Below are 14,340 nucleotides of genomic sequence, written 5' to 3' on the forward strand. Positions count from 1 at the left end.
CTTTTAAAAGATATTTTGATTAATCCGATTATTCTACGATAAACTTACCCTGCATTAAAGCATAGTGCCCAGGGAAGGTACACATAAAAATATAAGTGCCTGGAGCAGGAGCGTCAAATTCAATGGTGTCGCTTTCACCCCCACCAAGCATTTTGGTATGCGCTATAAACTTATCTGTCATATCCGCAGGAATATAGTCGTTATCTTCCGCAACAGCTGCAGCCTGTCCCACGGTAGCCATATCGGCATCCTGAGTAAGCAGTGCCCAGTTATGGCCCATTACTGTTTTTTGCATTGTCCCAACGTGCTTTAAGGTAAGTCTTACTTTTTGACCCGCTTTTACGCGAATTTCACTTTTATTGAATTTCATCTGGTCGTTTCCGGTAATCGTAACCTCGGTTACCGAATCATCAGTAGTCTCGGCAGGAGTGGTTTCCTCTACCGGAGCACCGATCTTTAAATCATTTTTTTCTTCTTTCTTGTTGTCGCCACAGCTTATTGCAAGGACGGCCGCGAATACTAAAATTAGTTTTTTCATTGTATTGTAGTTTATATTGATTATAAATAAAAGACAAAATTAACGGCTATTTTCTGTTCCACCAAAGTTAATTGACTTCATTTCAAAAAAATTATGAAAATAGTAACATTTAAAAAAGACAGGAATTCCTGAAAATTAAAACTGGTACGAATAGGCCAAGCCAGCACCAAAAACCGTAGAGCTTCTGTTAGAAAAATCGACACCTCCCATCGCCGTGAAAATACCCAGTTTTTCAGTTTTATACGATAGCGAACCATAGTTATACCAATACTTCCACTCCGGATATAAAGGGGCGCCATAAGTGCCGAGATATTTTGAATAAGTGGTTTTTATTTTCCAGGTTAAGTTATTGAACTGTCCCATAATCCCCAAATGGTGTGTTTTGGATCTGTTGCTAATATACCGCGGTTCCGTACTCTCCAAGGACAGTTCCTTATTGTATAAAATAAACGGGACGCCAATTACATTCTCCTCATAGGTCCAGCCGCTCCTGTAGATGGAATTGCTAAAATAATTGTCCTTTCCGCTGCCAACTGATATCCCACTTTGGTCCACGGTGTCGATGTATTCATAGAGTATCGAACTTATAATACGCTGGTTGTTCGGTTTAAAATAGATACCCCACAGCCCATCGGGAAAATTCGCCCATCGAGTGCCACTTCCATCCTCAATATAGTGGTCGTGATAGATAGAGAATTCCCCAAACTTATTTTTTAGGTTGTATTGCAACAAAATGCTCCCTAGGTGATTACCCAGCTTATTTAGGGTTTCGCCCTCAATACCATATTCCTCCGTGGTGTGTGCAAAAAATACATTTACAAAATCCTTAAACCCGCTCTTTAACTTGCCCCATTCTGGCGAAGTACCTGCCCATTGTGCATAGTGCTGCACTTTTAGCGTAAGGATGTTGTTTTCATTAAACTTGGTGATTAACCCCAAACGCTTGTAATGCAGTTGCGTATTGTCCACATATCGGGTATCGTTCATAACATAATGTCCTATTCCCCAATCTATGGCAAAGGTTTTTGAAATCTTAAAAGGGTTATTGGCTTCCAATAGAAACCCAGGCAAAGGCCGGGCATTTCCGGACCATAGAAAGTTTTGATTGGTTGCGGAAAGACCATCCAATACTTCCTTTTGTTTCTTAGCTCCTGCGGTTGCCAACAGCCACGAATTTTCAAACTGAAGATATAAATCCCGACGCTGGATGGCATCTTCCACTCCATCCCTGCCAAAAGCGGCTGCACCCGCATTAATTTTAAAAGTAGAATAATTAAGACTGGCATTAAGTTGGGCAGTTACCGAAAGATTTGTTAGCGCTCCCACTCCATAGTTCGTATTGGTGTGGAACCAAAACGGATTGTCATTTTTATTGGTCACGATAATTTTGGTTCCCACTTCCCCCTCAATCCCGAATTCTTGGGAAGAGAGAAACATTGGAAATAACAAAACTAAAACCAGGAAACCTTTCATAGTAAGTAGCAGCTTATTGCTTATTCAAAATTCGTTTGAGCAACGAACGATCCTCGCGCGAATAGGCATACCCGTATTTATTACCATAACCGAAGTTGTTTAAAGCTACATTATTCAATACCATTGCCACGTTGGTAAGGCGACCGTCCTCAATGGCATCTTTCGCAAAATCCAACAGGCGCCTATCGGTATAGTCTGCCCGCACCACATAAAGGGTGATGTCAGCCAGCTTATTGATCAAAATGGTATCGGTTACAAGCATTGCTGGCGCGGTGTCCAAAATTATATAATCGTATTGTTTCCGCAGCTCCTCCACTAGGGTGGAAGTGCGTTTCTGCATTAACAATTCCGCGGGATTCGGGGGAATGGCACCCGATACAATTATATTTAGGTTTTCGTTATACTCACTCTGTGCCACCACATCTGCTACCTGCAGGTCTTCATATACAATATATTCCGTAAGACCTTTTTTAGATTTTAAATGTTCTGGCAAATACCGTTGCAATTGCGGGTTCCGTATGTCGGCACCCACCAAAACTACCTTTTTCCCGGTAAGAGCAAGGGTTAGGGCCAAGTTGAATGCTACAAACGTTTTGCCTTCTCCTTTTATGGTGGAGGTTACGATTAGGGATTTCCCCTCTTCGTTCTTCTCCAACTTATTAATAAACAGATACTGCAGATTGGTCCTGAAAATCCGATAGGCTTCTGCCATTATACTTTGGTCGTTATGCTTTATCAGGTCTGAGTCTCCTTTTTGCACTTTTGGTATCTCCCCGATAATAGGTACCGATTTAAGATGTCTTTCTACATCCTTTCTTCCTTTAACTTTGGTATTCAATAAATTAAAGCTATAAATACCGCCGAATGGCACAAGCAGTCCCGCCAAGAGCGCACCCAAATAAATTAGGGATTTTTTTGGCGATACCGGCTCCTGCGGGCCATAGGCGCTATCCACTATCTTGGCCCTATCTGCCGTAGCCGCCAGGGCAATGGAGGCTTCCTCCCGCTGTTGCAGTAAAAAGAGGTAAAGCTGCTCCTTAATGGTCTGTTGTCGTTCTATGCCCCTAAATATTTTTTCTTTGGCAGGGACTTGGGATATCTTGGAGCTGATAATATTTTCTTGTACATTTAAATCCTTCATCGCAATTCGTAATCCATTACGTGAATTCTCCAAACTTCCCAAAATATTGGCGCGCATTTGTGCAATTTGTTCGTTTACACTCTTTACTACAGGATTTTTAGAGGTGGAGCTTTGCAATAATTTATTTCGGTATAAAATAAGTTCGTTGTAATTATTCACTGCCGTGCCTACACTTTCATTGGAGATTCCAATATTGGCGGGCAGCAATTCATCAGGATTGCTATTCTTGATATAGTCTATCATGGTATTGCTCAACTCCATTTGGGTAGAAACATCCAACTGCCGCTTATTAAACTCACTGGCATTTTCCAGGGTTATTTGGGCTTCCGCCTGAATGTCAGTCAGTCTATTGGAGCTTTTAAAATCTTCCTTATTGCTTTCTACCGAATCCAGCTCCTTGGTAATAATCTGCAATCGTGACTCTATAAAGGCCGATGTTTTTTTCGCAATCTCATTTCGGTCCAGTACCGCATCCTTATTGTATTGCCGTACCAGCTCATCTAAAAAATCCTGACCTTTCTCCTTATTTTGGGTCTGTATGGACAATTCCACTACATTACTTTTGCCATCTGTATTAAAAATATTGACACGATCCTGAAAACCCAAGGCTACTTTCTCTACCGTATGGTAACTTACGAGTAAGGTCTTATTTACATATCCTTCAAATTTGTCAGCATCTTCTAGGTTTGGCAATACGGTTATCTCGCCAAAAGGCAGTCTTATTTGTTCTCCAAAATTATAAGTATCGGCAATTTCAATTTCCTCACTTTCAAGATGAAACTCATTGCTGGACAAAATTTTGAAATAGAGGACGGGTACATTTGTATCCAAATCCTCATTAAAACTTTGAAACTTAACCTCAAACGGTTTGTAGCCATACAGTTCAGAGGTCTTTATATTGCCAACAACCTCATATTTAATATTGAGCTGCAACTCCTTTACGGTCTCAGAAATTAATCTTTTGGAGTTAAAGATTGCAAGTTCATTGTCTATTTGATTATTCTTAAATCGGGATAAAAAACTTCCAAATTGGGAAAAGGCCGCCATTTCCAATGGACTCTGGGTTTTTTCATCCTTTATGATAATAGTTGCCTTACTCTGGTACAATTGTGGGGTGTATCGCAGATAAAGAAAAGCGAGTACAAGGGCAATCAACACCCCTATTACAAACAAATACCAATATTGGGTATATTGCTCTATTAACTCTCTTAATGAAAGCTCATCTGACTCTTGGATTTTTGGATTCTCGTTCATATAATAATTTTCCTTCCCAATTATTAAAAGCTATTGGAGGGTATTTAACAGTATCTAAAACTATCTAAATATAATAGCCATCGCAGACAATAGTAGAGAGGCTACACTCACATAGACTGCGGTATTTCTATTAAAACTACTACTCTGTACCTGTGCCCGATTGGGTTCCACATATACTACATCATTTTGTTGCAAATAGTAATATTCACTGTTTAAAACATCTGCACTTCTAAGGTCCAGATATTCATATTGTTTAGTTTTACCATCGTCCCTAATAACCAATACATTATCCCTTCTTCCGTAGATTGTCATATCTCCGGCCAATCCTAAGGCAGCAGGCAGTGTCAGTCGCTCTCCTTCAAAATTATAGGTTCCGGGCCTATTTACTTCCCCTAAAAGACTTACCTTAAAGTTAAGGATACGAATGGTAACAATAGGATCTTTCACATATTCGGAAATACGTTTTGTCAACATCTCACTTAATTCCGTCCTACTCAACCCGGCTACCTTTACATTGCCCAATACAGGAAAATCTATCGTTCCGTCCTGTGCAGTAAGATAGGCTTGTTGCTGGTTGGTATTGTTTATACTTATTCCAGAAACCTCAGCTGTAGGACGTGTCTCACTAATTAGATTGAATGGACGAACCGCATTTAAATCGTATGCGGAAACCACAATACTTAGAAGATCTCCAGATTGAATTTTAGAGCTTTTTTGTAGAGTATCAAGCACTCGCTGCCCTTCAGATAAATCTTGGAAATAAACAATTTTCTTAGAAGAAACACAGGATACCCCTAGGGTCCCCAGGAGTACAACAACTAATAACTTTATAAAATATCGTATCATATCTTTTTTGCAAATATAATCTTTTATCAACCGTACACTAAAGGATTCATGATTTTAAGGAAACAAGCGTATTTAAAAATATATAAAACTTATAAAAAAGAAAACCTTCATTACTTATATGAAGGTTAATTTATTTGATAACATTATATTATTAATTCTGGTGCTGAATATCCAAAAACTGGTATTCAGAATTCTGGCTAATATACTCTGGCACTAGTTCCTTAATCTTTAGGACCACCTCCGTTTTTTTATTTTGGTTGGTGGCTTTGACAATAGCCTGTATTTTCTCACTAACCTTATAAAAATCCTCTGTGGGCACTTTTGATACCATAATCTTCGAGTGGAAAGTTGGTAAGCTCTCAGCAGTTTCGCTTAAAAGCTCTTCATACAGTTTTTCCCCAGGACGTAAACCGGTAATTTTTATATCAATATCTTTATAAGGTTGGAATCCGGAGAGTTTTATCATTCGTTCAGCCATATCGAGTATTCTTACCGGCTTACCCATATCAAATATAAATATTTCTCCTCCTTTACCCATGGTACCAGCCTGTAATACCAATTGACAGGCTTCTGGTATGGTCATAAAATAACGTATTATATCCTTATGGGTGACAGTTACAGGTCCTCCTGCTTCAATCTGCTTTCTAAAGTGCGGGATTACCGAACCATTGGATCCCAAAACGTTTCCAAATCGAGTTGTAATAAAGCGGGTATGGGTGCCTATTTTCTCCTGAAGTGACTGTACATACATCTCCGCTGCTCTTTTTGATGCTCCCATTACATTCGTCGGGTTAACGGCCTTATCGGTAGATATCATCACAAATTTATCTATCCCATGTTGTACAGCGAGGTTGGCAAGATTTATCGTACCACTAATATTTACGCCTACAGCCTCGTAAGGGTTTTTCTCAATAATAGGTACATGCTTATATGCCGCAGCATGAAAAACTATATCAAACTTGTAGGTGGCAAATATCATCTCAAGGCGATCGATATTTCTCACATCAGCCAAAACACTGGCAAATTTTAAATCTGGAAAATTATTTTCCAAATAAAGTTCCATCTCATATAATGCCGACTCCGCATTATCCAAAACCACGATTTTTCGAGGATTGAATAATGACAATTGTCTTACTATTTCACTCCCAATCGATCCTGCGCCCCCGGTTACCAAAATTGTTTTATGCTCAAGATCGTTTTTAATTATAGCAGAATCGATTTCAATCGGATACCTATCCAATAAATCCTCAATTTCTATATGCTTTATTTGGGTCTGTAGGTCTTGTTTCTGGTTCCAATTCTCAACAGACGGCATATTAAATACCTGTATTTTATTCGCCAAACAAGCTTCTACTATTTCATTTGTTTCGGCTACTGATAAAGAATCACGCACCATTAAAACCCCATCAATGCGATGTTTTTCCAGCAAAGAGGAAAATTCTTTAGAATCCTTTTTTATCGATGTTAAAAAAACCGGCTTTCCAAGAACATTTAATCTCTTAGTGGAATTATCATCGGAAATAAACCCTATCAATTGAAAAGCTTGGTCAGATTCCGAGGTCAGCGCCCTTCCCAGGTTAATGGTCTGATTGTCCATTCCTACAATCAATACCCGCTTCTTGATTTTAGCAGTATTCATTCTACGTATATACTGATAGGCCTCCTTCACCGCAATTCTAAAAAACAACATTAATGTAAATGAAAAAAACATGTAAAGTATAACCGCCGTAGTAAGAAATATTTTTTCTCCCTGAAAAAAATAATAAGTTGTATTATAAGTAACAACCGTAATGGCTGTAAAAAAAGACGCTGCAGCTACCCTGAATACATCGGTAAATGTAGAGTGGCGAACTATTCCCGCATAAGTCCTAAAAATATAAAAGAAAAATACATTTATACCCAAAATGAATAGAGCCCGCAATGGAGTAGGCCATACATTCTGAAATTTTAACGGCGTACCGTCCAATATTAAATAAGCCAATACAAATGAAGCCAAACATATCAAAACATCCAACATCAATACAGCCCAACGTGGCAAATACCGTCGGTTTAATAAACCTATAGTTCTAGTGCGCATCTTTAATTGCTCAAATAGTGAATTGTTATAAGGCACGGTTTCGTAAGATTTGGGACTACAAATATAACCTATTTATCGATAAAAGGTATTAAAACATCGTTAATCTTAACTTTTTCTTCATCTGTTAAATTTGAACCTGAGGGCAAACAAAGGCCTATATTAAATAGGCTCTCTGCAGTTTTCCCACCATAATATGGAGCTCTTTCAAATATTGGCTGTAAATGCATTGGCTTCCATAATGGCCTACACTCAATATTATTTTCCCCCATTGCCATTCTAATATCTTCGCTTGAAAAACCACATTCTGAACTATCTACAAGAATACAGGAAAGCCAATGATTTGAAAAATAATTGCTGTTAGGTTCTGAAAACACATTAACTCCAGTGACATTCTTAAATATTACTTTGTAAAATTCATTCATTTTTCTACGCAAACCTACATGTGAATCAAGAACTTCCATTTGGCCTCGGCCTATACCCGCAGAAATATTGCTCAACCTGTAGTTATAGCCTATTTCAGAATGTTGGTAATGCGGTGCGGCATCCCGCGCCTGTGTAGCCAAGAAAATAGCTTTCTCTTTGTGCTTCAAATATCGAGAAACCAATGCCCCACCTCCTGAAGTTGTGATGATTTTGTTACCATTGAAGGATAGGATGGAAATATCGCCAAAAGTACCACATTTTTGACCTTTATAAGTGCTTCCCAACGCTTCGGCACTATCCTCCACAATTGGAATTTCATATTTTTCAGAAATCTTTTTTATTGCATCAACTTTATAGGGCATTCCGTAAAGATGTACGGCGATTATTGCTTTTGGTTTTTTCCCTTTAGAACTTCGATCTTTTATGGCCTCTTCCAAATAATTCGGGCAAATGTTCCAGGTGTCCGGCTCGCTATCAACAAAAATGGGAGTTGCGCCTAGGTAAACAATTGGATTTGCTGAAGCGGAAAAGGTCATACTTTGGCAGATTACCTCATCGCCCTTTTCAACGCCCAATAAAATAAGTGCCAAATGTATTGCCGCAGTGCCAGAGCTAAGTGCGGCAACGTGATTCCCATTTCCCAGATAACTTTCTAAAGATTTCTCAAAACCATCCACATTTGGACCCAAGGGAGCTACCCAATTTGTGTCAAACGCCTCATTAACGTAATTTTGCTCGGCACCGCCCATATGTGGGGAGGATAGGTATATTTTTGAGTCCATTAATTTGATGTTGGGGAAATATATTTAAAATTTCATTTACAGTAATATCGCATAAAGCTTACCCTATAATGAGGTAACAGCATAATATTAAATAGTATCGCACCTTTAAAAGGGCGCAAAGTTAAGAAATAATATGACGACATTAAATGATAAGGGATTGACAAATTTATTCTATCCCTCAAAATTAATATTCCGCGCGAACCATATAAATTTTTTAGCTTTTGAATAGGCTTTAAGTAGCCTTTTAGTAGCTTAAAACTACCTCAACTCCAATGGATACAGCTTGAACGTAGGTGAAGACCTTCCGAAAGTAGCTAGATTAGTTTTGAATTATACATAGAAACAGCTGCGCAACATTAAAAATTAATTGAGAAAAAAATTACTTCGTCAAAAAGAGCCACATAATCCTCAAGTCTTCCGCAAACGATCTATTGTAATAATACTCCAGGTTCATTCGTACCTTGTCGGGAAAGATAACTTCATTATTGTACTTAAGGGGATCCGTCTGTTCTTTTAAAAGGGCTTCCTCATTATAATATTTTAAAGCCGCCTTACTGATTAAACCCGGTTTCAGTTCCAATATTTTTCTTTCCTCCCCCTCCAGTTTATCGTAATATCCGGGAATATCGGGACGTGGGCCCACCAAACTCATTTGTCCAAAAAGGATATTTAACAGTTGCGGCAACTCGTCCAATTTGGAACGCCGGAGAAACTTTCCATATTTTGAAACGCTTCCACAACAAGTTTGTAATGTCCGTATCTTAAAAATGGTAAATTGTTTGCCATATTGCCCTACCCTTGGCTGGCAAAAAAGAGCCTTCCCCGTATCAAAATAGGCGAAAAGCAATAACAAGAGTATTAACCAGCCAAAAATCAGGAGACCAATTATCGAAAATACTATGTCGAATATTCTTTTGATAGAAATATTTTTGTTGGTTAGTAATCTTTAAATGGGGTTGGGTATTAAGTATCACAGAGAGCAACCTGTCCTAAATGCAGGGCAAAGAGGTAGTATAAATGCAGCTAAGATCTTTTTTAAACTTTATAAAATACAACTTACAGTATTGGGTCCGCATTCTTATCTCAGCCTATTACCCTGCCAGGATTCCCTACCACTACTGCCCCATCTTCCACATCCCTTATGATTACAGCGCCAGCCCCGATGGTGGCCCATTTTCCAATTTTGATTTCCGGCAATACACAGGCACCAATGCCAATATGGGTTCCCTCCCCCACAATTACACCCCCTGCTAGACTCGCGTTGGGTGAAACGTGAACAAAATCACCCAGCATACAATCGTGTTCCACAACAGCTCCAGAATTTATGATACAATGTTTTCCAATGGCCGTATTGGCATTTATAACAACCTTTGCCATAATAACAGTTCCTTCTTCTAAAGATGACCAAGAAGAAACACTGGCGGTTCTATGTACAAGAAGACCAAAATGTTGCGTCAATTTTTCCACAATTTTCTTTCTGTTCCGATTATTGCCTATAGAAACTATCCACGCCTCATTCGCATTTATAGGTTCGGCAAGAAATTTTTGAACCGGAATATGGCATACTGCTTCGACCTTGGGATTGTCGTCATATATGCGGGTAATCCTCTCGCCTATGGATTCTGCAATGTCAATTACAGATTTAGAATGGCCGCTTGCACCGAATAATATCATATTTTATTAAGTTATAACTAAATTGAAAATTGCAATCCATCTATTAACCTCTACTTCCCTTAAATTGTTCTGCGGTAGCTTGGCCCTCCTGTGCAACCCCTTCACGTTTAAAAACTTTCCACAGAGTTTTTAACAGAATGCGGAAATCGAGCAGGAAACTTTGGTTTTCAACATACCAAACATCAAACTCAAACTTCTGTTCCCAGCTTAGTGCATTCCGCCCATTTACCTGCGCCCAACCTGTAATACCAGGTTTTACGTTATGCCGTTTTCGTTGTGTTTCACTATATAAAGGTAAGTATTCCGGCAATAAAGGTCTCGGTCCCACAAAACTCATATCGCCTTTTAATACATTTAACAATTGTGGCAGCTCGTCTAGTGAAGTTTTTCTTACAAAACTGCCTATGGCAGTAAGGCGTTCGGCATCTGGTAGCAATCTACCGCTACTGTCTCTCTTTTCTGTCATCGTTTTAAACTTGATGATGGTAAAGATCTTTTCTCCTTTTCCGGGGCGCCGTTGATAGAAAAAAGGTTTTCCGTTGTTGGCTATTGTAAGACCTAACCAAACGACGGAAAAAATAGGACTAAGCAATATAAGACCCAAGAAGGCGCAGACAAAATCCAAAAAAGGTTTTATTGAGTTTTGATATAACACGCTGTCTATTTCTTTAAATTTAGATTGAGGCTAAAAATGAACAATTTTTTCTATTTCCTACTTTTCTGTTTGAGTAAGCTTTGATATTCTTCGAACAGCGCATCCCAAACCTGTTGTTGTTCATAGCGATTCGTTATTTGAGCCCTAGCATTGCCCTTTAAGTGTTGATATAAATTTACATCTTCAATCAATAATCGCATAGCTTTCGCTAAGGCTTCAGAATTTTTAATCGGAATAATTAATCCATTTACCCTATGGATTATAATTTCATTGCAGCCATTAATATCGGTTACTATAGACGGTAAACCCATGGCACCGGCCTGCATAACTACATTAGGAAAACCTTCCCGATAACTTGGAAAAGCCAAGGCATCTGCTGCGGCAAAATATGGCCGAACATCTTGCTGATACCCCACCATAATAATATTTGGATTATTTTCAATCGTTTTAAGAGTTTCCTTTTTTAATGGATCTAATTGAGATTCTTGCGGTCCGACCAATAACAATTTTAACTTCTGCATTCCCAAATCAACTATAAGGTTTGAGAAAGCCGCACACAACTCGTTTATTCCTTTATCACCTACTAGCCTACCGACAAAAACAAAAACAAAATTGTCATTCGAAATATTAAGATTTTGGCGAAGAATATTTCTTTTTGAATTGAAAAGTGTAGGATTAAAGTATTCAGTATCTATACCGTTACTACTCCCCTGTCCTATTATTTTAAGCTTTTCCGATTTCGCTAAATTTTCATTAATAATAAAATCGTAAAGACCTTTGGAATTTGGATACACATTGGTGGCAAATTTATATGTGAGCCTTTCTACAAAATCTAGCAGTTTTCTCTTCTTCCCTGTAGTCTCCATTAGTGGAAGACCTGCAATGGTATGCAAACGATTTGGAACACCTGCAAGCCAAGCCGCCATCATGCCCACGATTCCCGCTTTTGGGGTGTGGGTATGTACGATTAATGGCTTTTCTTTTTTTAGGAAGCGATACAGTTTAAAAACCGCTACAATATCTTTTATGGGTGTTATTTTTCTAGTGAGTTCTAAAGAAAAAACTCGCACGCCTTCCTCCTTTCCATAGGCTTCCAATCTTTCTTTTTCTGCGGAAACAGCAATAACTTCGTAATACTTCTGCATAAAGGCAAGTTGCCCCTCCAGTAACTTTACGAGGGAAATAGGTACTGTTGTTATACGGATTAGTTTGGGTTTAGGCATCTTTTAAAATTTTATTCATTGACGCGTAAAAATCCAATCTTTTTTTGTCAAGGTTTGTTTTAAGGTAAGGAACGGCTTTAGTAAGACTTAAAACAGCTTCTCGTTTTAGCTCATCTCTGTTAGAATATAGATAATCAATATGTGCTGCCAACTCTTTTATATTTCCCTTCTTATGAATAAACCTATCTGAAAGAATGTCCGGAATACCACCTACATTGCTTCCAATTACAGGACAACCCATTGCCATTGCTTCAATTGTAGCTCGTGGCATTCCTTCAGTGAGGGAAGGTTGGATGTATAATGAAAGTGTTTTGAGAAACTCATTAATTTGAGACCCGGATTCTAGGGGACCTATAAATTCTATATTATCCTTAAGGTTTAATCTTTCCGCAAGATCAATAATCCATTCATAATTTCCTTTACCTACAAGACTAATTTTTAAATTCTTTTTGACATCCGGAATTAAAGTGGCGATGGCTTTAAGGAAAATATCCTGACCTTTGTATTTGGCGTCAAATCCACCAATAATGCCAAGTCTAAAAATATCGCTGGAAAACCTATTTTTATTTAAATCCTCAACTCCTAAGATTCTATCTATGATAACGTTTGATAATGATATTGTAATTGCAGTATTTCTAGCTGGATAATCTTTTTGTAATTTACTTAGGGTAACATAACTCACGAAATCAGCTTTCGAGACTATTTTTTTATTATGATGTTCAAAAATCGGTGCGGCAATTTTACCCATTAACGAACCATAACTGGACAATGCTTCTTTCGCGTTTCCTACTTGCTCCACCCATAATGGCTTGTTATTAATAAATGCAACCTTACTCGCAATAAAACCTAAAACACTCGGCAGTCGTACTAAAACAACGTCCGCATTTATCATTAAGGTATGCAGTTCTTTTTCAATGGTTTTTCGGTTTTTGAAAAGTGTAGAAGCAGAATTATATTTTGTCGTTAAATGGAACGAGACTTGGTCAGCCGAAGATATGCTCATTTTAGAGTAGGTAGATTTAGAATTTCTACCATAAACATCTATAGCTCCAAAATTAATTAAATAATTGTCCCACAACTTTTTGGGAAAAGAACCGCCAGTATAAACTATACCGTTTTTATTTTTGAAAAAAGGATGGTCGTGAACAAATAATAATCTCATTTTACCAGAACATAATATAATTCATTAAACCGTTCTTTATAGTCAAACTTTTTGATTGTTTGATCTCTTAATGTTGAATTCCTTTTTACATTCTTTAAATAAAAATCTTCCAAAATGAAAACAAAACCATTTATATCATTAGGATTTAATAAATAAGAATTTTTACCCACTGTTTCTTTTATTGGTTCAATATCCGAAGCTACAAATGGCAAGCCCATTATCATTGCTTCAATCAAAGCATTGGGTTGACCTTCCGTTATGGATGGAAAAAAAAAGGCATCCATGGAATTTAAGAAAACAGGTATATCACTTCTATTCTCAAATAAGCGTACGTTTGAATCAATTTCTAATTCTTTCACCTTGTCTTTCAAATTCTCCTTTACACCGTTACCACACAAAATAAAATATATGTCGTTATGCATTTTTATCAACTTTTCTGCCACTTCAACAATAACTCTGTGGTTCTTGGCAGGATTATACCTGCCGGTATGACCTATGACAAAGGCATGATTAGGAATATTCAAAGCTTGTCTTAAATTCTGATTACCAACCTCAAACTGTTTTGAATCCACACCATTGTAAATTACTTTAAATCGATTGTCCTGCCGTCTTTTGCTGTAGAAAAAATCAAAAGCTGCTTGTGAATTGGACAATATACTAGATGCATATTTGTAAGTTAAGCGCTTGACAAAACTGTTGTACTGCGATTTTAAAAATGTTTTTTCAAAGTGATCGGTAGAACCTCGATAAAAAGCTACCCGATTTTTAATTCCCGCCTGTTTTGCGCTCCATAAAATAGGACCGGCAAAATTACCCGTGAAATCGCATACCGTATCAAAATGATGTTGTTTGAAATATTTTGTTAGATTGATATAATCAATGGGGTTGAAAAAACTTAACTTATTTTTGATGATTTGAACATTCGGTATTTTTAAATATTCGTTTTCTAGTTGTCCACCATTTCCTCCTTTGCAATAGACGATTATCTTTAAGAAGGACGTAGCTTTATATTTTAAGAAGCGCAAAAGATAATTTTCTATTCCACCAGAATCTAATCCTGTAACAAAAAAGACTATTTTATTTATCATAAGG

The 14,340-nt window shown here is 37.7% G+C and carries 12 protein-coding genes; all 12 read right to left on the reverse strand.

The genetic code is table 11. The annotated features are described in order from the left end of the window. Positions 1–28: 28 nt before the first annotated feature. Complete coding sequence (gene azu / locus LS48_RS00275) at positions 29–538, reverse strand: azurin (RefSeq protein WP_062618811.1); 510 nt, start codon at positions 536–538, stop codon at positions 29–31. Between the two features lie 135 nt (positions 539–673). Continuing rightward, entirely contained in the window at positions 674–2,011 is a 1,338-nt protein-coding gene (locus tag LS48_RS00280; RefSeq protein ID WP_062618813.1) for a capsule assembly Wzi family protein, read from the reverse strand. Between the two features lie 13 nt (positions 2,012–2,024). Beyond that, positions 2,025–4,406 carry a GumC family protein gene (locus tag LS48_RS00285; RefSeq protein ID WP_062618815.1) on the reverse strand — a complete coding sequence of 794 codons (2,382 nt, stop codon included), beginning with the start codon at positions 4,404–4,406 and terminating at the stop codon, positions 2,025–2,027. 60 nt (positions 4,407–4,466) lie between these two features. Next, complete coding sequence (locus tag LS48_RS00290) at positions 4,467–5,252, reverse strand: polysaccharide biosynthesis/export family protein (protein WP_062618817.1); 786 nt, start codon at positions 5,250–5,252, stop codon at positions 4,467–4,469. A 151-nt stretch (positions 5,253–5,403) separates the two neighbouring features. Further along, positions 5,404–7,365 (reverse strand): polysaccharide biosynthesis protein, encoded by a 1,962-nt coding sequence (locus LS48_RS00295; RefSeq protein WP_235810987.1) that lies wholly within the window; start codon positions 7,363–7,365, stop codon positions 5,404–5,406. A 32-nt stretch (positions 7,366–7,397) separates the two neighbouring features. Further along, entirely contained in the window at positions 7,398–8,534 is a 1,137-nt protein-coding gene (locus tag LS48_RS00300; protein ID WP_062618820.1) for an aminotransferase class I/II-fold pyridoxal phosphate-dependent enzyme, read from the reverse strand. A gap of 379 nt (positions 8,535–8,913) precedes the next feature. After that, the gene (locus LS48_RS00305) at positions 8,914–9,459 is read right to left on the reverse strand and encodes a sugar transferase (protein WP_062618822.1); all 546 of its coding nucleotides are present in this window, start codon (positions 9,457–9,459) and stop codon (positions 8,914–8,916) included. Between the two features lie 158 nt (positions 9,460–9,617). Further along, positions 9,618–10,208, reverse strand: coding sequence for an acetyltransferase (locus LS48_RS00310; RefSeq protein ID WP_062618823.1), 591 nt, complete (start codon positions 10,206–10,208; stop codon positions 9,618–9,620). 43 nt (positions 10,209–10,251) lie between these two features. Next, a complete protein-coding gene (locus LS48_RS00315) occupies positions 10,252–10,863 on the reverse strand; it encodes a sugar transferase (RefSeq protein ID WP_062618825.1) in 612 nt (203 codons plus the stop codon). A 50-nt stretch (positions 10,864–10,913) separates the two neighbouring features. Next, positions 10,914–12,086 carry a glycosyltransferase family 4 protein gene (locus LS48_RS00320; RefSeq protein ID WP_062618827.1) on the reverse strand — a complete coding sequence of 391 codons (1,173 nt, stop codon included), beginning with the start codon at positions 12,084–12,086 and terminating at the stop codon, positions 10,914–10,916. After that, positions 12,079–13,248 carry a glycosyltransferase gene (locus tag LS48_RS00325; protein WP_062618829.1) on the reverse strand — a complete coding sequence of 390 codons (1,170 nt, stop codon included), beginning with the start codon at positions 13,246–13,248 and terminating at the stop codon, positions 12,079–12,081. The genes LS48_RS00320 and LS48_RS00325 overlap by 8 nt, the downstream gene beginning before the upstream one ends. Then, positions 13,245–14,336, reverse strand: coding sequence for a glycosyltransferase (locus tag LS48_RS00330; protein ID WP_062618831.1), 1,092 nt, complete (start codon positions 14,334–14,336; stop codon positions 13,245–13,247). The genes LS48_RS00325 and LS48_RS00330 overlap by 4 nt, the downstream gene beginning before the upstream one ends. Between the last annotated feature and the right edge of the window lie 4 nt (positions 14,337–14,340).

Origin of the sequence: Aequorivita aquimaris, assembly GCF_001573155.1 — a bacterium.
Taxonomy (GTDB): Bacteria; Bacteroidota; Bacteroidia; order Flavobacteriales; family Flavobacteriaceae; genus Aequorivita; species Aequorivita aquimaris.